Raw genomic sequence first — 23852 nt, forward strand, 5'->3', positions numbered from 1 at the left:
TGAGCAGTGGGGAAATTTGTTCCTTTAAGGGACGGGGTTATTGTCTACACTGCAAATACCATCTGTGTATTTTTCTAACTTAGAACAATGAACCAAGAACTACTAATATCATAAAAGTAGCAGTCAGGTTTGCAATAATTGCTGCTTCAATTCCTTTTTTCCAATACAACCAACCAAATATTATCCCGGCAATTCCATTCAATACAATAATTTGAAGGGCCAGAAAATGGTCTAGATCTGTTGAAACAGACGTGACCAGATGACCCAGGCCGTAAATAAAACTGACTAGAAGTATTGCTATCCAGGCACCCATATTAGTTGGAAGACCATCAGATGTCTTTTTTATTTTCCATGATATCCACATAAGTAATGTCAAAAGGAAAAACCTCAGCACAAGCTCTTCAACAATCCCTGCATAGAAAGTGTACAGCAAACGCTGCCACAAAGGAGGGGTTGTCAAAAGGACCAGCAGAGGTTCACCAAACATTGAAAGAACGAAACGGTCCAGGATAAAAATAATGATCGATGCAAGGATACCAAAGAAAATTGATAATTTTGCAGTGGATGCAAAATTTTCTGGCAGACCTTTGCCTTCAAATATTGAAGTGAGCAATGGTGTTTCCAGGCCTATCTTTTTACCAAGATACAAGCCTATGAAGATAGAGACTATAAAGAATACAGTCGATCGGGTAAATTGAGCAGCAAGAATATTAGGCAGTGATACTGCCACATCATATATTGCATCACCTGATATCGAGATAGAATATGGAAGGGCTGCAAACAAGGAAAATTCACCCAGCATAAAAAGAAGCCAGTAAATATTCCAGTCCACAAGATCCCTTAGTTTCATCCCGATTATCCTTTTGGGTAATTATTTTAATTTACTTTCAAAAGAATCACATGGCATCTTTCGACGCCTTTGTGAAAAAGTCTATAGCTTGTTCAAGCTCTGAATGGTCTTTTGCATAATCTGCTACGTCAATATTCTTAAGATAGGCTTCACATGCCTGAACAAGAGCCCTGGCACCATCCTGAGTTCCACCCGGATGAGCGTGGACACCGGAGCCCATTGTTGTTATGAAATCAACATTTTCCATAACATCGATGAAAGGCTTAAGCCTGACAGGATTGAGACCACCGGAAACAATAGGACAGCATTTCTTCATACCTCTCCAGCTGTCGTCCTCAAGAATAACATGGTGTGCCATATCTTCATTCACAAGACCTATCGCATCCTTGTCAGTCTCAGGTATCTTTGACCAGCTTTGATCAAAGAAGTGACCCATGGAACTCATATACTGGATTCCGTGCGCAGCAACAACATCATCTTCAGGTGTTCCTTTCATCTTCCCGACACCTGCAGTACCCGTATGGATTCCTGAAGCACCTGCGAGTCTGGCAAACTTGGACAGGACGAGTACTGAGAATCCCAGTGGGTTCTCCGGCCTCGTATAAGCTCCGTGGGCTGCCCTGTGGAAATGAATGAACACATCAGGATATCTTCGCCTGAGCGTCTGCACAGCCATCCAGCCAGCAGTTATTCCATCAATGAGAAAAGCATAGCTTCCCGGCTCAAATCCTGCCCCTACTATCATTTCACATCGCTCTATCATAGTGTCAAAATCAGCGGCTGAAACATTGAAAGAGTGTACTTTTTTGTGGCCTGTTTCCTTCACCGCTTTGTCCATGGCCTCTTTTACATGCTTCACCATCTTATCGTACGGGCAGAAATCCTGGTTTGCCTGTGGTTCGTCATTCTTGACAAAATCCCCGCCACCTGCCCAGAAATCATAACAGACCTCAGCATACTCTGCTGAAGTGAGTCCCATCTTTGGTTTTACTATGGTTCCAAGGATTGGCCTGTCATAGACGTTCAGGTACTTTCTCATATCATCTACAGTGTAGCTTGGCCCGTCATATTGCTCAAGCATTGAAGGAGGGAACCAGACATCGAGAAGTTTTAAAGCTGCTACTTCCTTCATTCCAAGAATATTACCCACAATATATGTCAGGATGTTCTGGACATTGCCTTCCCTGTCAAAAAGCCTCCAGGGATAAGCTATCCATATAAGTTCCTTTTCCAGATCAAGCTGATATACCAGCGCATTCATCGTCCTGGAAAAAGGAGTCTCTGTAGTAACTTTGAAATTGGTACCTGTGGAAGATTCAGCAGCTACTTCCGCAGCAGCTTGTAAAACATTAAATTTACCTCCCGGGACCATGTGAAATACACTCAGCAGATATTCCCCGTTTGTCGGGTTTGCTAATTCCAGATTCACATATGCTTCCTGTTTGGAATTAAGCGACTTGACCAGATCATCGTGAATTGAACTCATGTAATAAAAAACAGTCTGCAATCTATTTTAGTTTTTGGCAGAAAAGGAACATTTTGAAGTCGTAAAAGTCTTCAGAATGCAACTCGGATTGTAATGAATTTGAAAAAATTGTTTATTTGGTCTGTGAACTTCGTAATTAATTCGACATACCAAACTAAAAAAAACCAAAAATATCAGCTATCTTTATTTCTCGTTCAATCTTCTGCTGGAGAAATGTTTTCATTTGATTCACCAGGTCCAATATCACCTGTACCTGGTTGAGTATTATCTGCACTATGGTCGCTGCAGTTTTCATCACCCATTGCATTTGCCATGATATTACCGGATAATGTAATAACAGCTAGCATAATAACCAATACGATTGTAATTATTTTTGTAACTATTCAGCCTAGCTCACTTCCACCAAGCTGATTTCTTCATCCACGATCAATTCTGCAACTTTGGAACAAATGAATTGCCATAAAATATTGCACTAATTGCATCGATAACAGATTCAGAATTCTTATTAACAGTAGACACGTATCCTCTTATACGGCAGAAATTTTTTGCACCCTGTTCACTGCGGAAAGTACCTGATATCTTCTGCTGTACTTTCGTCATTCTGATCTCTCTTTCAGCCTGATTGTTATCAAACGGAACGTTTTGGTCGTACATAAATCGCAAGATATCCTCTTTATGGCCAATAAACCTATCCAGCAAATTCTTTACCGTGGTCTGCTTCTTACGTCCTCGTTTTTTAGACCGCACATTTGATTCCGGATCAGGAGGATTTTCATTCACTCCTAAACAAGTTATGTGATCATAATCCTCACTGAACCTTTGAATTAGCTCAGTATCTAAAAGATCATTATCAACATGATGTTTAATGCATATCAAGAGATCACTCATTATCTTTGTCCACTGTTGATCACTGTTTTCGGAAGCTCCAGTTAACTCTCGTAATAAATGTGCATTACATAATGAATGTTGACATTCATATTTGTTGTACGGTTTCCAAAAATCATGTGTTGCAACACCAGTGTAACCTGGTAATATGCCCATAGCATCCATTGCTTCTGAGCCCCTTTTGCGATGTGCAAAATAATAGGTCAGTTTGTCTGTACCTGCCACATGAAGCCAATTACGAACTGCATTTATTCTCATTCCTGTTTCATCCAGATTGATGACAGGAGATTCTTTCAGGAGATGTTTCACTGTATTTTCAAAAGCTCCAAGCTTCTCAAAACAACTACGTTCCGTGTTCACCAAAGTAGCAGGACTTATCTTGCATCCCAAAATATCAGAGAACAACTTGGTAACACGCTGATAAGGAAGTAATTGGTAAGTGTGCAAATAAACTGCAAATGACTTAACTCGATGACCGTATTGAGTCGGCTGAGTTACACCATCTGGAAAAAGAGCTTTGTTTACATGAGAACATTTGGGACATGTTTTAATCTCGCAACGATGTTCAATGCAATTGATAGTTATAGGAGGAATGTCAAAGACCTGTCTTCTTTCATAGTCAGAGGGAACAGAAGCTAACGATCTCCCACAATTGACGCATTGATTAACAGGATGAACAATAACTTCATCCGGATCATCATTTATTCTTAATGTAGTACCAGGATGACCGTTTTGACCACCTACATGCTTATTGGTCTTTTTTCTTTGACTTTTAACGGTTGGTTTATTCCGTGCATAAGAATCAGTAGAAGGTGGTTTGCTACTGTTGCGACTATTCTTTTCAAGCATTTCTTCCAAATGCCTGACACGCTCTTCAAGTTGTGCAATTTGGAGAGATTGATGTTCAATTATCCCAAGTAATCGAGTTACAAGTTCTACTACTGCTTCTGGACCAGCTTCATAAACTGCAAGTATTTCTTCGCGGTCTATACAAATCCCCTCAGATTGATAGACGTTTTTTATGATATTTTACTGAATATTTTTTAACACATAGAATGAAGCCATAGTATATTGTTTTTTGCATCATTAAAACAGTCAGGCTGAATAGTTACTTATTTTTTTCATATAAAGCCTCCACGTGGGTAATTTATAATGGTGCTATTATAATATATCGAATAAAAATTTTATCTCACAAAACAATTTAATCAGGGAAAGACTATTTCTTTTTATGGATGGGGATGTTAGCTGGTATCGCGCCACTGGAGATGAAACTTTCAGTCTTCTGGAAACAAATAAAGAAGGACTCAGCAATGATGAAGCTTCATTACGTCTGTCAAAACATGGGTACAATGAAGTTGAAACAAAGAGAAGGCACGGACCTGTCTATCAATTCTTAAAACAGTTTGCTAATCCTCTTATTTATGTACTGATCGCGGCAGCCATAATAACCTTTATCCTGGATGAATATGCAGATTCTATTGTGATAACAGGCGTCATTTTTGCAAATGCCATCATCGGTTTTATTCAGGAAAGTAAAGCAGAACACGCTCTTGAATCACTGGCAAAAATGATGCAATCCGAAGCCATTGTGATAAGAGAAGGGTTGCGCAAGTTAATTCCCAGCAGGGAACTGGTCGTCGGTGACGTGGTACTTCTTGAAGCTGGCTCCAGAGTACCTGCAGACTTGCGATTGTTCCAGACCAAAAACCTTCGCATAGACGAATCAGCCCTTACCGGTGAATCTCTGGCTGCTGAAAAGAACACCACACATATTGCAGGTGAGGATATAGCCCTTGGTGACCAGAAGAATATGGCATTCTCTGCCACACTAATCACACAAGGTGTTGGTATGGGAGTAGTTGTGTCAATTGGTTCAAGGACCGAGATCGGAAAAATATCAGAACTCATAAGGGAATCCGAGACCATCTCCACCCCCCTCACACGTACCGTTAACCGCCTTGGAAAAAAACTCTTCATAGTGATTATTTTTGTTTCTATTTTTACATACATTATAGGCAGATTGCAGGGTTTTGAGAACCTGGAAATATTCCTGGCTACTGTAAGCATGGCTGTCGCAGCCATACCAGAAGGACTTCCAGCCCTGATCACTATCTCCCTTGCGATAGGTGTCAAATCAATGGCTTCCAAGAATTCCATCATAAGGAATCTGCCTTCTGTAGAGACACTTGGTTCGGCAACGGTCATCTGTTCCGATAAAACAGGAACGCTTACAATGAATCAGATGACTGTGACATCAATCTACACTATGGAAGCTCTGTTTGATGTCACCGGAGATGGGTATTCCATTGAAGGCGAGTTCTTCCAGAACAACAGGCAAATTGATGCTCTGAAATACCAATCTCTTCTGGAAACTCTTAAAGCAGGAGCTTTGTGTAATGATGCTTATATCAAGGATGAAGGCAGCATTCAGGGTGACCCCACAGAAGGTGCTTTGCTCGTATCAGCAATGAAAGTATCCGGCTTTCATCTTCCCAGATTGGATTCTCTGCCTTTTGAGTCTGAAAAAATGTTCATGGCCACTCTACACGAGCAAGACGGGGGTTCAAATGTTGTATATGTAAAAGGCTCTCCTGAGAAAATAATCAACATGTGCCATTCACAGTATGATGGAGAGAAGGAAACTGAGATCCAGTCAGGAAAGATACTTGAAGCAGCTTCCTCAATGGCATCAAGTGGTTTGCGTGTTATCGCAATGGCATACAAGCACGTAGATAAGAATAAAAAAGAGCTGTTTGTGGAAGATGTCAACACTCTTACATTCCTTGGGTTACAGGGAATGATGGATCCTCCCAGAGACGAAGTAAAGGAGGCCATACAAAAGTGTAACAATGCCGGTATCAGGGTAGTTATGATAACTGGAGATCATGTACTTACAGCCAATAGCATTGCCGGACAGCTCGGTATCACAACTAAAGGGGCACTATCTGGTTCTGACCTGGACAGCATGTCCGATGAACATCTGTTGGAAAATCTAAAAGATATATCAGTTTTTGCACGCACATCCCCGGAGAACAAATCCCGTATTGTACGCCTGCTACAAGAGCAGGGGAATATAGTTGCAGTAACGGGGGATGGTATCAATGACGCACCGGCACTTAAAAGAGCTGATATCGGTATCGCGATGGGCAGGTCAGGTACGGAAGTTGCCAAGGAAGCCTCCGATATGGTACTTGCAGATGATAACTTTGCATCCATCGTGAACGCCATCGAGGAAGGAAGGGATGTCTATGATAAGATACAGAAGGTCATTCTCTGGACACTACCCACCAATGCAGCAGAGGGTCTTGCTATCATGGCAGCAGTTTTGCTCGGGATCACAAATCCTCCACTTTTGCCAATTCATATACTGTGGATCAATACTGTTACAGCCATAGGACTGGGTGTTCCTATTGTATTTGAGCCAAAAGAAGAAAACCTACTGAAAAGGCAACCTCGTTCCCCGGATGAACCTATCTTACTTCCAATTATAAAGCGCAGGATAGTGACCGTAGCACTTTTGATGGTGACGGCAAGTTTTCTGTTATTCTTCTTTGAAATGGATGGTCAAAATATAAATACATCAAAAGGACAGACCATAGTATTGAATACCATTGTTCTCTTCGAGGTATTTTATCTCTTCAGCTCGAAGTCCATCTATGAGAATGTCATTGGGCGTCTGTTCTCAAACAGGGTAATGTTAGGTGGAGTGTCACTGGTTATCCTTTTGCAACTTTTCATCACCTATAGTCCTTTGATGAATAATGTACTGCGTACTGCTCCTCTGGAAATTGCTGACTGGATGAACATAGTACTGGTATCAAGTACTGTATTCTTTGTAATAGAAGCAGAAAAGTTGGTGTATAGAAAACGTCAGAAAATAAGAGGAGCGTCATTTAATGCAATTTCGAAGTTAAGCTAGTACATTATACCAGGTGAGTTCACTGCTTCAATGTCTGTTCAAGTGACATATCTTGTTGAATAAGATTACTGGATATTTTAATAAAGACCCAGAACAATAAGGGTAATCGTAATTCCAAAGAGGATGAATTGGGGAACAGATGTCCTGATCATCCCTATTTGTTTTTCTTTTGTGCAGATGATTAGAAAAGCAAACAGATTACCTATAATCAATGAAAGAATGAAAAGTGGAAGCTGGAAATTGAAATAAAAAGCAGAATAAATGAGTCCTAAACCCTGGAACAACAATACAATTGACATCTGATGATATGGAACATAACCTGCTATGTAGCGTTTTTCTTTACTTGTAAAATAATTCCTTTCTCCAAAAACTATATGAAGAAGGCTTAATCCTATCAGAAGCAAGCCGGATGTTACCAGGTAAAAATTCATATTCTGAAATCCTTTGAATAACTACATTTAATATTGCATTTCTTTTTATGTCTAGTTTATGATAGTTGATGCTTATTCACCCTTTTAAATTTATAATAACTTGATTTTTAAATGTTAAATAATATAATACTGAGTCATAGGCGCTAACTTTATATGTAATTCAGCACCTAAATTTTTTAGGTGCGAACATAAAAAAAGTATTATTACTTTTTGAGAAAGAATCCGGTAATTTGGAGCTTTCACAAAGAATTAAATCAAATGATTATTCGGTTTATGAAAAATCATTGAGTTCTGATAATTTGGATACTTTCGTTCAAAATGAAAAAATTGATGTTATTCTACTTCATTTTGGAACAAAATCGATTTGTGCTAATGTAGATTACAAGAGTCTTCAGAAAATCGGAAACATTCCAATTATTCTTATTGCTTCATCCTTCAGTGATTCGCAATCCAGGTGCTTCGAAGAAATCTCATTTTCTAATTGCCTGATAGAACCGTTCTCTGATGAACAACTGCGTGCTTGTATTGAATTGAATTACCGAAAACAAGCAAATTATTATGTACAGAACATGCCAGATATCGACCTTGAAACCGTAGAATACGTACAACGCTATAGTACAATTACTGAGATGTCGGTAGATGGTTTCTTACATATTGATATGGAAGGCAAGATCCTCGAAATAAATGGCAAGTATTGCAAAATGATAGGGTACACATACGTAGAATTGCTTGACATGAGCATACATGACCTGGAAACAGATATGAATCAGAACCAGATAATATACCATATCGACAGAACGAAAAAGGTCGGCAAAGACTTTTTTGAAACTCATCACCGTATGAAAAATGGGAAAGTATTGTACATTGAAGTAAGCACTATCTATTTTGGGTATTCTACTCCCAGTATATTTTGTTTTCTGAGAGACATAAGTGAACGTAAAAAACTGGAACAGGCACTTCAGGAAAGTGAGAGAAGCAAGTCAGTTCTTCTTTCGAATATGCCCGGAATGGCATATCGTTGTGATTACGACCGGGACTGGACAATGCGGTTTATATCCGAAGGTTGTTATGAATTAACTGGATATAAACCTGAAGATCTTCTCGGAAATAGAACTATTACTTTTAATGATCTGATCGAACCTGAATACAGGGATTACCTGTGGGACAAATGGGAAAGAACCCTTTCCAAAAGAGAAACTTTCCAGGATGAATATATTTTAACTACTTCTTCAGGCAAACTCAAATGGGTGTGGGAACAGGGTAAAGGAATCTATGATTACGAAGAAAATGTGATTGCTCTTGAAGGTTTCATTACCGACATAACCCACCGTAAAATGATTGAAGAAAAGCTCAAGGAGAGCGAAGCACGTTTCCGTTTTCTTGTTGAAAATGCACCTGAAGCTATCTTTGTTCAAACAGATTGGAAGTTTACATACCTTAATCCTGCAGCATTAAAAATATTAGGTGCAGAGTCTGAGAAACAATTGATTGGCAGTCCTGTTATAGACCGTTTCCATTTTGATTCTCATGCTACTGTCAAAGAACGGATACATTGTCTGAATGCTGAAAAGAAGAATGTTCCAACAATAGAAGAAACATGTCTTCGTCTGGATGGCAGTTCTTTCATTGCAGAGGTATCTGCTGTTCCAGTTACTTATGGTGGTTCTGCAGGAGCTCTTGTGTTCTTCCGAGACATAACTGAGAGAAAACAAGCCGAAGAAGCTATTCTTAAAGCTAAAATGATAGCTGATAATGCCAATCGCAGCAAGAGTGAATTTCTGGCAAATACAAGTCATGAACTTAAAACTCCTTTAAGTTCTATTATCGGGTATTCAGATGTTCTATTAGATGGAATGCTGGGAGATCTTAATGAAAGACAAATAAAATATATCAACATCATATATCAGAATGGGCATTTACTTCTGAATCTGATAAATAATATACTTGATATTTCTCAGATCGAGTTTGGTGAAATGGAACTAAACTATGAAAAAATTGATTTGACGGATGTTGTAAATGGCGTTCATTCAATGATGTCCATATTATCCGGCAAGAAAAACATAACAATTAATGTAGATATAGTTCTGAAACAAACTGAAATAATGGCTGATAGTATAAAGGTCAAAGAAATCCTTTATAATCTTGTAGACAACGCGCTGAAATTCACCCCAAACGGTGGAACAGTAACAATCAATGCCCTGCAAATAGATAGACACTATATACAGGTGTCAGTTAGTGATACAGGTATTGGGATGCCAAAACAACATATGAACAGAATATTCGACCCATTCTATCAGGTTGACAGCTCAAGCACACGCAAATACAAAGGAACTGGATTGGGCTTGGCAATAATCAAGAAATTTGTCAAAATGCATGGCGGCAATATCTGGGTTAAAAGTGAAGTTGGTAAAGGAAGTACTTTCTTCTTTACGATTCCGATATCTAAGGACTTTACTGAAGAAATGTGAGTTTCTTATTAGTTTTATTTCTACATTAATCCAGATTCTTAATTTATTATGAATCTATTGATTGGCATAAAATTAAATATTCATATTGATTAGAGTTATTGACACGGCATTTCTATATAGATTTTCCATACTCATTTTAGATAAATAACCATTAATTATGCTTTAAAATAGAAATTACTTCATTTTAAGCAATTAAATAGATTATAGGGCAGTTATTGTCAGATTTTTTTATTATAAACATATAATTACTTATTAATAACTATGAAAAATCAATTTTAAATACTTAATTAGTTATTAACAGTCCATTATCAAGTATTTATTTGAATAAGCTAGTATGGTATGATTTTATGGGTTAATTTAACTTACTAGCTCCTAATAGTACTTGTTTAATCATAAAAAGGAGTCGATATGAGAAAAGAGCATTATAAATTCTCTCTAAGTGATTTCATCTCAGAGGAAGACTTTGGAAAGATAAAGGAATTCTCTAAAGGCAAAGAAACACCTTTCCTTACTGTTAATCTGACTAAAGTAGAACAAATGTACGATGAGCTTATCAGAAACATGCCTTTTGTAAAAATCTATTATGCAATGAAGGCAAATCCTCTTGATGAGGTCATTATAGCCCTTAAAAATAAAGGATCTAATTTTGACGCTGCCACAACATACGAAATAGACCAGCTCATCAGACTTGGAGTCCAGGCGGAGAAAATAAGCTATGGTAACACCATTAAAAAAGAAAAGGATATTGCTCATGCATATGAAAAAGGTGTTAGACTTTTTGTTACTGACTCAGAAAGCGATTTGAAGAAAATTGCACAAAATGCTCCTGGTTCTCGTGTATTTTTCCGTCTGCTTACTGAAAGTGATGGTGCAGACTGGCCACTATCTCGTAAATTCGGAGCTCATCCGGATATGATCTACGAACTAATACTTGAAGCTCATGGCCTTGGACTGGAACCTTACGGTCTTTCTTTTCATGTAGGTTCCCAGCAGCGCGATATAGGACAATGGGACAACGCGCTTTCAAAGTGCAAATATCTCTTTGAGGCTGTAGCCCAGAGAGGCATTAAACTTAAGATGATAAATCTTGGAGGAGGTTTTCCTGCTAAATATTTTTCTCCAGCCAATGAACTTGGAACCTATGCCCATGAAATACTCCGTTTTATAAAAGAAGATTTTGGAGATGAACATCCGGAGATAATTATTGAACCAGGACGCTCACTTACTGCAGATGCCGGAATACTCGTCACAGAAGTTATCATGGTTTCAAAGAAGGCAAAATTCAACCAGTACAAGTGGGTGTATCTTGATGTCGGAAAGTTTGGAGGACTTATTGAAACCCTTGATGAATGCATAAAATATCCTATTTACTCCGAAAATAAGGGATATGAAGAGGAAGTGATAATTGCGGGACCGACATGTGACAGTATGGATATCCTCTACGAAAATCACAAGTATACCTTCCCCAATACTTTAAAAGAAGGTGAGCATCTCTATATTTTCACTACCGGTGCTTACACACAGAGTTACAGTTCTGTGGCTTTCAACGGATTTCCACCATTAAAAGCATACGTATTTTGAATGAGGAAAAAGTAAATCGTTTTCCTGTAATTTTATTTTTTTATATGTTCATACATCATTTTTAGACTATGATCCAGTCACTATGAACATATTTAGCTTCAGCATTGGAACCCCATACCCATATTCCCACGCGATATTTTTCATCCACTGGAACACGTAGATCTGATGCAGTATAGGTCACAGTTTCTTCTACACCCAGATCTGACTTAGTATTGGTCTTAAGATCATCCCATACCATATTTTCAGTAGTGCTTTCAAGGGTAGCATAAATAATTACGGCTTTGGTAATTAAACATCGTTATATAATATGATGGCCTCTTTTTATATATGAATTGTCCAAAGTGTAAGAGTTCCAGTCATAAGAAGAACGGTAGGATTGATGGTCGACAACGCTACAAATGCCATGATTGTGGATACAACTATTCAGTAGATATAAAATCCACCGCTAGCCCCGTATCTGTTAAGCGACAGGCTTTACAACTCTATCTGGAGGGGTTGGGATTTCGTTCAATTGGACGTTTTTTGGGCGTTAGTCATGTTTCTGTTCAAAAATGGATTCGAAAATTTGGTAGTGAATTAGAGGATCTAAAAAGTGAAAATGAGATTTCTGTTGTGGAATTGGACGAGATGCATACTTATATTGGGAATAAAAAAACTACTGCTGGATATGGATTGCTGTTGATAGATATGGGAAGAAATTCATCGATTGCTCTTTTGGCAGCAGAGGAACAAAAACAGGACAAAAACTCTGGAAAAAGTTAAAGACAAAAGAGGTTGGGGAAGTAATGACGGATTATTGGAGGGCATATGCCAAGTTAGTCCCCAGAAACATCCATACTCGATCAAAAGCAGAAACATATACTGTTGAAGGATACAACAGCATATTTAGGCATTTCCTGGCAAGACTAAGGAGAAAGTCAAAGTGTTATACTAAAAGTCTTGAAATGCTAAAAATCTCCGTTTTGCTCTTGATGAAATATAGGAATAAAGAACTAGCTATGTTTAATTAACAATGCCATAATTACATCTTCTGCAACAGAGGAACCCACATTCTCAACCTCTATTTCAAGGTTAGCATAAGTAAGAAATCCATCGCTTTTAGCAGTTCCACTAAAATCAATCTTCAATTCTGGATAGCCCTCTAGAATGGGTACTAAAACAGCTTCTGAATCGGAGTATTCTTCAGGAATAACGCCCACAGCCCATCTGGAATTAGTGGTCTCAAGATAATAGTATCGTGTACCGGAATATTCATAATAACTGCCTTCAAGGCTTGAATCCCCCTTCACTCCTACTGCCATATGCCCTGGCAACTCTATAAGTGCGACCCCATATTCCATATCAGAAAGAAGTGCAGCCAGAAGAATTGATGAATCCTCGCAGTCCCCACCGCCATGATACAATGTTTCAAAAGGAAATCTTGTGTATTCATCATAACCTGCAGAAGCATTATCGCTAACGTATGGAAGTGACTGTACAAAAGCCATGGTAATGTATGGTATGTCGCTGTTAGTGTAACCTGCCTCGTTAGCAAGTTTCCCTATCTGTATGGTAATTTGAGAAATAAGCTCATCGTCATAAGGATCACTCACAAAGTTAGGATAGTCTCTGTTACGACTTCTTTCTGAATAAGTGTCATAAGCCTGAATGTTGTACTCATAAACCACAGTGAAATCCGTATCTTCATATTTCCATCTATAAGTTCTTGTAATGGTATCTTCATTTATCCTGACTTCATTTATCCTAGTTTTTCCTTCATAGGTCTCAGTTTCCAGTGATATTTCAGGTTTTATTGCACATGTAAGTTCAACAACAAAATTATTGTCAAGTATTCTGTCAACATGAACTGTGTATACGACATTTGAGGATTTCGATAAACTACCATCAATACTCATACAATTCAATAAAATTTAAATAATAGCAAAGCAAATTTACTATTATGGATTCTTTTACTGATTTTGCCTTAAATGAAGAATATAAGCGTCTCCAATCTGTCGGAGATAAGCTTGCTGAAATTGAATATTTAGTAGATTGGAAGCCTTTTCGCCCTATTCTGGAGTCAATGTACATAAACAGAACAGCTTCAGGCGGACGGCCTGAAGCTGATGTTATTGTAATGTTCAAGATGCTTGTTCTGCAACAATGGCATGGTCTTTCTGATGCTGAGCTTGAAAAGCAGTGTATTGACAGGATATCCTTTAGGAAATTCCTGGGATTTCCTGAATATGTACCAGACAGTACAACTGTCTGGTCATTCAGGAAGAGAATTATCGACAATGGTAAAGAAAAAGCGGTGTGGGATGAAATGCAGAATCAGCTTGATGCTCTTGGTTTGAAGATTAAAAAAGGAATGATCCAGGATGCAACTTTTATTCACTCAGATCCAGGACATGCAAAAGCAGATGTACTCAGAGGAAAAGATGCGAAAACAAGAAGAAGCAAAGATGGAACCTGGACTAAGAAAAATGGTAAATCTCACTTTGGATACAAACTTCATACAATTATTGATAAGGATTATGAACTAATCAGAAGATTTGAGACAACAACTGCATCACTTCACGATTCACAGGTTGATCTGTCTGAAAAGGGTGAAGTGGTGTATAGAGATAAAGGATATTTTGGAGCAATAGCAAAAGGTTTTGCAGCAACAATGCAACGAGCTGTAAGAGGACATCCTTTAGGAATAATGGATATCCTCAGAAATGAAAGAATAAGTGTGAAAAGAGTCCCTTGCGAAAGAGTGTATGCAGTGACAAAAGAAATATTTAAAACCAGAAAGGTTCTTGTTACAACTGTAGAAAGAGTGAATGCAAAAATGTTGATGACAGCTTTTTGTTTTAATCTGCATCAATTGAGGACACTAAAAACCAAAGGAGTAATTTAGGATAGCGGGAGCTATACTAAAAATAAGGATTAATGAAGAGAAATTAAACAAAATGATAAAAAATGAGAGGATATAATTGAGTTTGAATACTTTAATGATCTAAAATGAGGGAATATCGAAATCCTCATTTGTATTTTTAGTATCTTTTATGTTATATGTAGAACCTGTGACCATCGTTCGTGTGTCATATTCATTTCCATCTTTTCTTAGAGACACTATAATCTGTTTTTCCTGCTTATCGATATTCAATACCTTGAAAGAATACCCATTACCAAGCTCCAGAATACCTGTTTTTTTAATGGATGAGGTGTAAGTTGTTAACTCAATATCAATATCTACTAAATCACTATCCGGATTTTCTTTGTCTAAAGGATTATTATTGAACTTAGTATCTTCCAGAACAATAACAGGAGTACTGATATTGTCATCTTCCAAAACAGTAGCTCTATCATCTGATATACATCCACATGAACAGACTGCAGAAAAAACAATCAGTAAAATAATTATTAGAATATAACAAAGTTTTCTGATAGCCATGATACCCTCTACTATTTATTACTGGAATACATATCAGCTTTTTTGATTGGCTATGCATATATACTTACTTTATTGTCTCAGATACGAATTTTGACAAAATGGGATTTTTACAATGAAACTGCTCCCTTTTTTAATATCTTAAATTGCAGAGTAGGCTCATTTTCAAACCGCACAATTCCATGGTATGTATTTATGCCTGCTGCTTTGAAACAATCCTCCGCTTGTTCAGGGTGCGGGTCAGTAAAAGTGTTTTTATAATCAATGAGTGCAGGCCAATCGATAATTTCTTTGCTGTCCCCTGTGCCTTTTCCAAGCATTCTGTTATGAGCATCAATGATGCTGGCCACACCTGCCAACACTTTTTTGGGAATACAACCCCACAAGGCACAAGTTCCACTATATTCCCTGCAGTCTGCTATTGCCACCTTCATACAATACACCAAATTGAAAGAATAATTGGAAAGAACTCTAAATAAAATTCTGTGAAATATTTTACAATCAAAAATAAAAAAGACCTGAAATAAATTTCAGGCTTTAACTCAAATTGAGTTTTCCATTAACTGCTTCATATTTTCCCACGGCTTTTGGAGTATTAAGCAGTATCTTCCTGATCCTGTTGTATACACTTGGTGTATTGTCCTGATCAAGCCTGTCCAGGAAACCAATCAGCATTCCCACCAAAGGTACATGATATTCGTCTTCCATCCTATCAATATTTGCAAGGACGTTAAGTATGCCTACGGCAGTATATTCATTGACTTCTGCCAGCTTGAGAACTATATCTCCAAGCAATTGTCTTCCCTGTTCGGTTTGCAGAGATCTTTTTCTGTTCATTGCAAAACTTCCATAAAGAGCTCTTTGGTCATTTGCCTGTTCTATCCTGAAAGAATTAGAATTTTCAACCTGTTTTATCATGTCAAATACATCATCTCTGCTACTACTTCCTATGACCCTCAGGAAAGCTTCCCAACTTACCGGATTCTTTTCTGCTTCTTTCTGGAAAGTTTGCATAAACTGGATCCTGTCAGGAGCCGAACTGTTAAGATAATAACTGAAAGCACTTAATTTATCCGTGGCATTTTGGGCTGCCTTAACCTGTTCCCTGATCATATCGTGCACTATGGGAGTATCGAGAGTCGAAAGAACAGAGAGACACGTATTCTTTATCTGGCGATCCTTGATCGCATTTACCTGCTCATTCACATAATCCTTGTTTTCATTTTTAGATTCATTTCCCTTTTTATTGTAAACCTGATAAAGTGACATAAGGGAATCCACATGTCCACTTGCTATTGCTTTGAAAAGTTTTTGTTTAACTTCATACAACAAAGAATATCTGTGTGCAAGTATCTCATCTTCCACGGATTCAAATATTGTCAGGAATTGAGCTCCTGCCTCCTTCATTAAGTCATAATCCTGAATGAGTTCATGATAAAGGTCTGTGAATTCTTTTGAGGTAGCATGATTACTATCCTCAATTAATTTCATTTTTTCAATATCCACAATTTTGTAGAATGCAATGAACCTGTTTATCAGATCTTGATCCATTTTTGTCTGCAAGATCAGCTCATCAATATCCACATCATGAATTACTTTTCCAAAGAAAGAATACCTACGGTTCAAGGATGAAAATGCGGGTTTATCTACATCATTGATAACAATCTTTTTCTCTTTGCCCTTCATCAGCTCCATGACTTCGGCAAGATCATTGCCTTCTTTATCTACCAGAGCTACACAGAATGGGAACTCCCAGAATTTTCCATCTACTGGAACTTCCTGTTCTAAGAATAATGTAAAAGTCCTTTCATTTTCATCATAGGAAGATTTTACATGGACCAGAGGGAATTGTGTTTGTTTTAGCCATATTTTTGCCATTTCTTTAAAATCAAGCCCTGAAACCTCTTCCATTACTTCGATCCAGTCCCAGCTTGAGGCATTTGAGTGTTTATATCTGGCATGATAGACATTCAGAGCTCTGGCAAATGTGGCTTTTCCCATAAGTTTCTCTATCATCAGTACAAATTCCGGGGATTTTACATAGGTCACTGCACTGATCAGATCATCAGGGTCATTGAATCCATCTGGGATGATGGGCATGGAGGCTGCGCCCGTGTCAAGGGCAAAGGTTCCGGCCCCGGGAGCCAGAAAACCAAGGACTTCATCAAGACGGCTATATTCCTCTCCAAAATGATATGCATGATACATTTTCTCTATATGAACGGTCACCGCTTCGTTAAGCCATATTTCAAATGGACTTTTTCCGGTTACTTCAGAGCCGTTAAGGTTATGGTAGAATTCATGAACTTTTACCCGCATCATATACTCGAAAGCATTGTCAGTCATTTGAGGGAAGGGCATTATGCGATTGGTGCTAATAGTAGTATTTCCTACATTTTCCATACCACCAAAATTAGAATTCTGCATCCCTATCTCCCTGTAAACGGTGCCCGTATACTTGTATCCGGTCTGTATCAATCCAACTGCCTTTTTCAGTTCATCCCTGATGGTTCTAATCTTTTGGTTCTGTTCATCAGCTCCCTTTCCTCCATTTTTAAGCAGGTCCCTTTCCATGACCAGATCCATAATCTCTCTGCGTTCTTCAGATTGAGCATATTGTTCAGGACCTGTAAAAAGATGGATCCACATAATCGAATCGTAGAGTACGTCAAGACTTTTTTGGGCAATCAAGGAATCAGAACCGGGAGGCACCAGCAACTCCAGGTCAAAGGTGTGCCCATCCGGGTATTCAAACTCTTTTTTGAATGTGTCATAGGTGCCTACACCCAGGAAAAAAAGATAGGGGGCCATGGGGGTGATTGAATTGTCATAGACAATCTGATCCCTTCCATTTCCAATCGAGTGCCTTGCCTCTATAATATCGCCGTTACTTATGAGATTTGTATACCTCTCATCGGCAATGATGGTTGTAGTGTAAGTGCATTTCGCTACCATATCATCTATGCATGGCACGATTCTCTGGAATCCCCATTGCTGGCATTGGGTTATCTGTTGTGGAGGAGCGCCTGCAGGGGTTTCATCATAATAAAGACCTTCCAGTATGTTTTTAGTAGGTCTGCAGATGGTCTGGGTATTGATCACAATATCAGTGTTTTCAGGTACTAACTGGTTGAATTTGATTAAGAGGATATCATCTTTTTCCCTGTATTCGTAACCAATCTCATACTCTATGCAACTTACGGATAGAATTTCAAGCTTCTTGCAATTCAGCTCAAGTTCATTGATGGGGTTGTCAAGAGTTCGTACTTTGAGATGAGATGTTACCTTTGTATGATCGGCAAACATATCGAAAAGAAGGTCCATGTGTACAACTTTTACAGTTAATTCTCCAAAATCTTCCGGATAATATTTGTATATTCTTTCCATCAAATCACCTCTGATAAATTACAGGATACCATGATCGTTCATCGAACTGGTCATAACGTTTTTATTGTGTCCTTTATTCAACATAACAATAGACCTAGTATAAAATACATTAATGTATTGAATTTATTTTAGCTGGTAGCAGAGTCATAATATGAATCATGGAATTCTTTGCACATTATAATAACTTCCTTCAAAGTATGCAACTATTCCAATTATTGTCTTAATTTTATTCCAGGGAGTGCATCTAAGAGTATAGGAACACTGGCTTAGTTGCGACATGTATTCCTCAATATTTAGTCTCTGTGGGTCTCCTTATCAATCCTAAAGTTAAATTCACCCAAGGCCGTCTGATGAACAAAACTAAAATCAGATTGTCTCGTGAATAAAAGACAAGTTTCGTATGAATAGATGTATTCTACAAACCCGCGTATTTAGCCATCCACAAAATTTGAATTTATGTTGTATTTATTTTTTTGAATGCCTATATTTTAAATATGTTAAGTACATGCATTTTAATGTTGTATATTATCAAATAAAAAGCACATGTGTGCATAATAAAATGTATTTGTGACTAGGGTAAAAATACCTGAATAAAACAGATGTAGGATATTAGTTTTAAAATGAGGGAGCTAGCGGGGACATGACACCTCTTTTTGGTTAGTGGTAACAAGGTTTCTGCAAAAATCTGATTTCACCTCAAGATATTTAGTTTTTAATGGGGAGATAACATGCCAACCAAACTACGAATAGCAACATTCAATCTGGAAAATCTTGACGATCGTGAAAAGAAAAAACCAACGTTGGAAGAGCGTATAGCCTTGATGCGACCCCAATTGCATAGGATTAATGCAGATATCCTTTGTCTGCAAGAGATCAACGGCCAGGAACAAGAAGGACAGCCTCGGCAGCTGCTGGCTCTGCAGGAACTTATTGAAGGCACACAATATGCGGAATACCAAATAGCGTATACGAAAACTGAGGCCGATGGACAGGCATATGATGAGCGCAACCTGGTCATCTTAAGCCGCTATGACATTCTGGAGTATCACCAGTACAAACATGATTATGCACCTGCCCTATATTATCTGCAAGTAACAGCAAAAACGAATGAAGAAGAAAAAGAAGCGAAAAAAATTACCTGGGAGCGACCAATACTTCATGCCAGGATAAAAATTGGTGACAAAATCTTAGAAGTTATCAACCTTCACTTGAAATCACGAATACCATCCAACATAGAAGGACAAAAACTGAATAACTACACATGGAAGACCGCTTCTGGCTGGGCAGAGGGTTTTTTCATCTCTTCAACCAAAAGGGTGGGTCAAGCTCTTGAAACCCGAATGCTGGTAGATAAATTATTCGATGAGGATGAAGATTCATGGATTGTAGTGTGCGGAGATTTCAATGCGGACCTTGACGAAGTACCTTTGGAAGCCATCCGGGGCGAGGTTGAAGATACAGGCAACAGCAAACTGGCTAAGCGCGTCATGATGCCCTGCGAGCTGAGTATTCCAGAATCATCTCGTTTTTCACTTTACCATAGGGGCAAAGGAAAAATGTTAGATCATCTTCTAATCTCTAGAGGCATGATGGCACAATATAGGGATTCTGAAGTGCACAACGAGTTGTTGCATGATGAATCGCTTGCCAATTCAACAGAGAAGAAATTTCCGGAATCTGACCATGCTCCAGTTGTTGCAGAGTTTGAGCTGCTCGATTAAACATTGTAAAATAGTACAAGTTTTACATCATCAGTATTCAGAAATTCTTTAAATGTACAAAAAAACATTTTATATGAAAAATATTTTGGTAGCCCGGCACGGATTCGAACCGAGGTTGCGGGATCCAGAGTCCTGCATGATTGACCACTACACTACCGGGCTACGGTGAATGCATTCCCTTAATTGTAAAGGTTAGATATTAAGATATCGGTCGGATGCTTATTCAAGTCCTTCCGGATTCTCATCGAGAATTGCAGTCCACCACCATCTGGCCATGTCCATCAAATCTTTACTAAACTGTCCTGAAAGACGATATTCCTGATTCTTGTGAGAAATAAGGCCAGCGCCTAGCAATTTATTGCGCATGGCATAAAATGAAGCACGTCCTATATCCAGTTCTGCAAGTAGTGATTCCCATTCACTTGTTTTAATAGGGTCCCCACTTTTTTGTCGATCTTCAACCATCATGAGAAATTTCTGGCCACGAATAGCAGTTGCCTCTTCCTGAAAAAGTCGCCTCATTAAATTGTAATATGGATCCCTGGAATGTGTTATACGGGAATTCGAATCTGAACGTACAACTAATGTGGTAGATGTACGTGGAGCATTCTTTACAATAGACATTTAAGATCAAGTCTAAATGAATATCAGCAGCTTGAACCTGTTGATCTTGATTCCAGCGTATTCCTGATAAGATCCACATACTCTTCTTTCAAAGAGTAGACTATAGGAGTCTTATAAGATTCCTTATGAGATCTTAGTACACCTAATTTTGAATAGATGTAACCCACCATTGATGCCACTGCACTGCGCGAAATATCATACTTTTGAGTGATATTTGCGTGTAATTCATCAACAGTTGTCTTTTTTGCATTTAAGAACAGCGATAATATATGACTACGGAGTCCATTACAATCGAGTTCGATGAACTTTTGTAATCTTCGTTTTATTTTTGCGCGAATTGAGTCCATAACTTCACCTCACATATAGCACAATCTTTTATATGCATTTTAATCTATATATATGTTTCTAAATTTTTATAGCATGAAGTTAATTAATAGGTCGAAAATAGAAAAAAGTCTAATATGATAAAAACATTCTCTTATATCTCAGTTTTTTGGTGACTATATGGATATCAGGTACGACATTGAAAAAAATGTAATGCAGGTTGACAGTATCAATCTGGAACCCCAAAGTCTTGACACGAATTTTATTGGAGTTTGCAGTCATTGTAATTCAAATGTAGTCAGTATCAGTTATCATTCCTATGAAAATGGAATGATAGTGGCTGCAAAGTGTAATTTATGCAATAAACTATTTGCTATTGCATATGACAAAGACTGGACATGGCAGGATGAGGAGTTAATATCTCAATTTTTTGATGTTGAAAATAGCAATAACCTAAAATTTCTTGATGACATTGACAATAAAAAGTTGAAGGCTGTTTTCACCCCTGCCGAAATAAATAGCATGTACGCAAAGGTTCGTGGTGAAAAATACGTTCGTCAATACCTTTACAGAGCTAGGAAAAAATATATGGATTTTGAAGATCTGTTTGGACTTCAAATTAATATTTAATCATAAATTTATGTGTTAGATAGTTGTGTGATGAACATAAACTCATCATATACTTATTCATAATATTTGCTTAAGTATAACAATCTAAAACATTTGCAAATGATTACTGCTGACTGTAGTCAAAAAAGAAAGAAGATTTATTAAATTCTACTGTTTTTATAATTATACTCCCACTTTGCATCTGTAGAGGTTTCGAATCAAGAATCCATCAAAACAACTGCTTAATTTATTTAAGTTACCGTTGTTAAAATATAGGCAGTTGCATGTTTTTTGTTGCACCTTAGATTTGGGACTAAGAAAAAACCGGATCAAAAATCCTAAAACGATACAACAAATTTAAATAGCAACATTTGCATACAATTAATAAATGAGGGAACAATATAGATTTGTGTTTCTTGAAACGGGCAATTAAATCAGTCCTATTATATAACTTATTTCATATTAGTACCACTTTGTACCCTCATTTAATACCATTTCAGGGAACTAATTTCATTTAATGTTATCTTTTTTGAAAAGTTTCTATTGATTTATAAAATATGTATTGTAATAATAATCAATTAAATAATTCCTATTTATAGAATAAGTACGTAAATAAATTTTAAATTTTATACGTATGTATAAATGCCAATGTCTTTAAATATAATGCATTCTAAATATACAGATGTGGTAGGTAAGGCATAAGGATTGGTATCATAAAGCACCAGTTTAAATGCTGGTGCATTCCTTTTTAAGATCTATGTTCTTTCTATTGTTTCGTTTTGTTTATGATTTATACACTTAATAATAGTAAATCTATTGTAACTATTCAGCCTGGCACGATTTGCCTATTGGTACTGATTTCATCGAAATAGAGATGTCTGCTCACTAACAATCTAACAATCAAAAAAGCAATCAATAGCAACAATCAAAATAAATGATTCTAATGAAATTTACGTTTCAACTTTTTGTCAAGATTGTTATTGATAGCGTTTTTATCAGGCTGAATAGTTACAATCTATTAAAATAATAAGCAATACACTGTAATTGAAAATATCAGTACGAATGTTTTTCTAGGAAAATATACGTTTATTTTTTAAACCAAATAATACACACATTATTCAAGTGACGCTATTCTTTTTTCCCGTTGATTTTTTCGAACACAAAACCATCATCTGATTAAATTGAAGAATATTTATCCGACTAAATATTCAATATTTTAGACATATTAGGCTACTATTTTTGTTTTATGCACGGACGTTTTAACCCAATGAGGATAATTTAGTTGTTGCATATAAAAACATAATTAATTAGTTTATTAAATAAGGCGTTTTTATCCTAAAAAGGACAATTATTCTATTTGCATGACGGGCAATATTATGTGAATTAACCTAATTGGGCTAGAATTCTAAAATAAATAATATTCGTGGTACATATTATAAAAATACCTATAAATGTATCAATAACAACTAAAATAATATGAATAAATTAGAAATTGAGCTGTTTGTTGTAGCCTGTGCTATTACCACCCTTAATAATCTATTATTGGCCCGAGTTTTGACGTTCTTGCTCACAGGTGCAAGTATTACTTTCACATCGACTCAAACACCCTGTACGGAATTACTGATCCTTGCCGGGTCTATAAGTGAAGGTTTAGGAAGATGAAGTCCGAGCACTGGAACCTTACCATTATGTTTTAGTCGATGAATCACTCAATTTCAAAACATGTCCCCGATTGAGGATATGGGAGTTACTCCTTTAATGTAGATAGTAATCAAACCATATCCATTAATATAATAGTAGTTCATTAGTATGATCTATACTGTTTAAAAAACAGTACCACCCCCCAAACCCCACTCGAACATCGATAATTATTATCGGTGTTCTTTTCTATAATCAATTCAGGTAACTTTTTTTAATCTCTCAACGGGTGTTTTAACCTGTGCAGATATTTTTTTTCTTTATTTATATAATTACATAATAATTTTGTTTTTGCAGTAAGGCTATTTTTGCCTAAGTAGGAAGTAGTAAGAATCGAGTAGGAAAAAGAGAAAATGATAACAGTTGCCCAAAATAAGCAAATGTAACTATAGTTAGTCACATTTTCTTTGGTTTTAGTATATTCTTTACTATATGATATCATGTAACAATA

General features: G+C 37.2%; 18 protein-coding genes and 1 tRNA gene. 7 read left to right on the forward strand and 12 right to left on the reverse strand.

Going from position 1 to position 23852, the window contains the following annotated elements; genetic code table 11:
- Positions 1 to 79: 79 nt before the first annotated feature.
- The 3 genes from WN948_RS00690 to WN948_RS00700 form a co-directional block, all read right to left on the reverse strand.
- Entirely contained in the window at positions 80 to 850 is a 771-nt protein-coding gene (locus WN948_RS00690; protein WP_342305046.1) for a CPBP family intramembrane glutamic endopeptidase, read from the reverse strand.
- Between the two features lie 46 nt (positions 851 to 896).
- Positions 897 to 2336, reverse strand: coding sequence for a ribulose-bisphosphate carboxylase (locus WN948_RS00695; RefSeq protein WP_342305048.1), 1440 nt, complete (start codon positions 2334 to 2336; stop codon positions 897 to 899).
- Between the two features lie 426 nt (positions 2337 to 2762).
- Positions 2763 to 4217, reverse strand: a complete 1455-nt coding sequence (locus WN948_RS00700; RefSeq protein ID WP_342306442.1) for an IS66 family transposase — start codon at positions 4215 to 4217, stop codon at positions 2763 to 2765.
- A gap of 232 nt (positions 4218 to 4449) precedes the next feature.
- Here WN948_RS00700 and WN948_RS00705 point away from each other — a divergent pair, with 232 nt between their 5' ends.
- Positions 4450 to 7140: an HAD-IC family P-type ATPase gene (locus WN948_RS00705; RefSeq protein WP_342305049.1), complete on the forward strand. Its 2691-nt coding sequence runs from the start codon at positions 4450 to 4452 to the stop codon at positions 7138 to 7140.
- Positions 7141 to 7217: 77 nt separating this feature from the next.
- Here the strand turns inward: WN948_RS00705 and WN948_RS00710 are convergent, their stop codons facing one another.
- Positions 7218 to 7571 carry a hypothetical protein gene (locus tag WN948_RS00710; RefSeq protein WP_342305050.1) on the reverse strand — a complete coding sequence of 118 codons (354 nt, stop codon included), beginning with the start codon at positions 7569 to 7571 and terminating at the stop codon, positions 7218 to 7220.
- Positions 7572 to 8140: 569 nt separating this feature from the next.
- Between WN948_RS00710 and WN948_RS00715 the strand changes: the two genes are divergently transcribed.
- Together WN948_RS00715 and WN948_RS00720 are read left to right on the forward strand one after the other, a co-directional pair.
- Positions 8141 to 10039 carry a PAS domain-containing sensor histidine kinase gene (locus WN948_RS00715; protein WP_342305051.1) on the forward strand — a complete coding sequence of 633 codons (1899 nt, stop codon included), beginning with the start codon at positions 8141 to 8143 and terminating at the stop codon, positions 10037 to 10039.
- A gap of 408 nt (positions 10040 to 10447) precedes the next feature.
- On the forward strand, positions 10448 to 11620 hold the full coding sequence (locus WN948_RS00720; RefSeq protein WP_342305052.1) for a type III PLP-dependent enzyme: 1173 nt from the start codon (positions 10448 to 10450) through the stop codon (positions 11618 to 11620).
- 61 nt (positions 11621 to 11681) lie between these two features.
- Here the strand turns inward: WN948_RS00720 and WN948_RS00725 are convergent, their stop codons facing one another.
- On the reverse strand, positions 11682 to 11858 hold the full coding sequence (locus WN948_RS00725) for a hypothetical protein (protein WP_342305053.1): 177 nt from the start codon (positions 11856 to 11858) through the stop codon (positions 11682 to 11684).
- An 89-nt stretch (positions 11859 to 11947) separates the two neighbouring features.
- Here WN948_RS00725 and WN948_RS00730 point away from each other — a divergent pair.
- Positions 11948 to 12630 (forward strand): IS1 family transposase gene (locus WN948_RS00730; RefSeq protein WP_342303728.1). Its coding sequence is split into 2 segments (ribosomal slippage): positions 11948 to 12274 and positions 12277 to 12630, totalling 681 coding nucleotides; the frame shifts between segments, so codons are not numbered across the junction.
- On the opposite strand, the gene WN948_RS00735 is transcribed toward WN948_RS00730, so the two are convergent.
- Complete coding sequence (locus WN948_RS00735; protein WP_342305054.1) at positions 12613 to 13515, reverse strand: hypothetical protein; 903 nt, start codon at positions 13513 to 13515, stop codon at positions 12613 to 12615. The genes WN948_RS00730 and WN948_RS00735 overlap by 18 nt on opposite strands.
- A gap of 44 nt (positions 13516 to 13559) precedes the next feature.
- On the opposite strand from WN948_RS00735, the gene WN948_RS00740 reads away from it, so the two are divergent.
- A complete protein-coding gene (locus WN948_RS00740) occupies positions 13560 to 14504 on the forward strand; it encodes an IS5 family transposase (protein ID WP_342303665.1) in 945 nt (314 codons plus the stop codon).
- A gap of 99 nt (positions 14505 to 14603) precedes the next feature.
- Here WN948_RS00740 and WN948_RS00745 read toward each other — a convergent pair whose 3' ends face one another.
- The 3 genes from WN948_RS00745 to WN948_RS00755 all read right to left on the reverse strand — a co-directional run bounded on the left by WN948_RS00745 (position 14604) and on the right by WN948_RS00755 (position 18425).
- Positions 14604 to 14939, reverse strand: a complete 336-nt coding sequence (locus WN948_RS00745; RefSeq protein ID WP_342305055.1) for a hypothetical protein — start codon at positions 14937 to 14939, stop codon at positions 14604 to 14606.
- Between the two features lie 209 nt (positions 14940 to 15148).
- Positions 15149 to 15472 (reverse strand): hypothetical protein, encoded by a 324-nt coding sequence (locus tag WN948_RS00750; protein ID WP_342305056.1) that lies wholly within the window; start codon positions 15470 to 15472, stop codon positions 15149 to 15151.
- Between the two features lie 103 nt (positions 15473 to 15575).
- Complete coding sequence (locus WN948_RS00755; RefSeq protein ID WP_342305057.1) at positions 15576 to 18425, reverse strand: M1 family metallopeptidase; 2850 nt, start codon at positions 18423 to 18425, stop codon at positions 15576 to 15578.
- Positions 18426 to 19153: 728 nt separating this feature from the next.
- Here WN948_RS00755 and WN948_RS00760 point away from each other — a divergent pair.
- On the forward strand, positions 19154 to 20146 hold the full coding sequence (locus tag WN948_RS00760; protein WP_342305058.1) for an endonuclease: 993 nt from the start codon (positions 19154 to 19156) through the stop codon (positions 20144 to 20146).
- Between the two features lie 86 nt (positions 20147 to 20232).
- Here the strand turns inward: WN948_RS00760 and WN948_RS00765 are convergent.
- The 3 genes from WN948_RS00765 to WN948_RS00775 all read right to left on the reverse strand — a co-directional run bounded on the left by WN948_RS00765 (position 20233) and on the right by WN948_RS00775 (position 21117).
- Positions 20233 to 20308, reverse strand: a tRNA-Gln gene (locus tag WN948_RS00765).
- Positions 20309 to 20365: 57 nt separating this feature from the next.
- Complete coding sequence (locus WN948_RS00770; protein ID WP_342305060.1) at positions 20366 to 20770, reverse strand: hypothetical protein; 405 nt, start codon at positions 20768 to 20770, stop codon at positions 20366 to 20368.
- Between the two features lie 23 nt (positions 20771 to 20793).
- Entirely contained in the window at positions 20794 to 21117 is a 324-nt protein-coding gene (locus WN948_RS00775; protein WP_342305061.1) for a DUF2551 domain-containing protein, read from the reverse strand.
- A gap of 157 nt (positions 21118 to 21274) precedes the next feature.
- On the opposite strand from WN948_RS00775, the gene WN948_RS00780 reads away from it, so the two are divergent.
- The gene (locus tag WN948_RS00780; RefSeq protein ID WP_342305062.1) at positions 21275 to 21724 is read left to right on the forward strand and encodes a hypothetical protein; all 450 of its coding nucleotides are present in this window, start codon (positions 21275 to 21277) and stop codon (positions 21722 to 21724) included.
- Positions 21725 to 23852 lie beyond the last annotated feature (2128 nt).

This window comes from Methanolobus sp. ZRKC5, from assembly GCF_038446525.1.
In the GTDB taxonomy this organism is placed as follows: Archaea; Halobacteriota; Methanosarcinia; order Methanosarcinales; family Methanosarcinaceae; genus Methanolobus.

Coding starts and splice junctions, on each gene's coding strand:
- WN948_RS00780 (WP_342305062.1), top strand. CDS start 21,275: ATGGATATCAGGTACGACATTGAAAAAAATGTAATGCAGGTTGACAGT.
- WN948_RS00740 (WP_342303665.1), top strand. CDS start 13,560: ATGGATTCTTTTACTGATTTTGCCTTAAATGAAGAATATAAGCGTCTC.
- WN948_RS00715 (WP_342305051.1), top strand. CDS start 8,141: ATGCCAGATATCGACCTTGAAACCGTAGAATACGTACAACGCTATAGT.
- WN948_RS00710 (WP_342305050.1), bottom strand. CDS start 7,571: ATGAATTTTTACCTGGTAACATCCGGCTTGCTTCTGATAGGATTAAGC.
- WN948_RS00770 (WP_342305060.1), bottom strand. CDS start 20,770: ATGTCTATTGTAAAGAATGCTCCACGTACATCTACCACATTAGTTGTA.
- WN948_RS00755 (WP_342305057.1), bottom strand. CDS start 18,425: ATGGAAAGAATATACAAATATTATCCGGAAGATTTTGGAGAATTAACT.
- WN948_RS00725 (WP_342305053.1), bottom strand. CDS start 11,858: ATGGTATGGGATGATCTTAAGACCAATACTAAGTCAGATCTGGGTGTA.
- WN948_RS00695 (WP_342305048.1), bottom strand. CDS start 2,336: ATGAGTTCAATTCACGATGATCTGGTCAAGTCGCTTAATTCCAAACAG.
- WN948_RS00750 (WP_342305056.1), bottom strand. CDS start 15,472: ATGAAGGTGGCAATAGCAGACTGCAGGGAATATAGTGGAACTTGTGCC.
- WN948_RS00775 (WP_342305061.1), bottom strand. CDS start 21,117: ATGGACTCAATTCGCGCAAAAATAAAACGAAGATTACAAAAGTTCATC.
- WN948_RS00735 (WP_342305054.1), bottom strand. CDS start 13,515: ATGAGTATTGATGGTAGTTTATCGAAATCCTCAAATGTCGTATACACA.
- WN948_RS00690 (WP_342305046.1), bottom strand. CDS start 850: ATGAAACTAAGGGATCTTGTGGACTGGAATATTTACTGGCTTCTTTTT.
- WN948_RS00705 (WP_342305049.1), top strand. CDS start 4,450: ATGGATGGGGATGTTAGCTGGTATCGCGCCACTGGAGATGAAACTTTC.
- WN948_RS00720 (WP_342305052.1), top strand. CDS start 10,448: ATGAGAAAAGAGCATTATAAATTCTCTCTAAGTGATTTCATCTCAGAG.
- WN948_RS00760 (WP_342305058.1), top strand. CDS start 19,154: ATGCCAACCAAACTACGAATAGCAACATTCAATCTGGAAAATCTTGAC.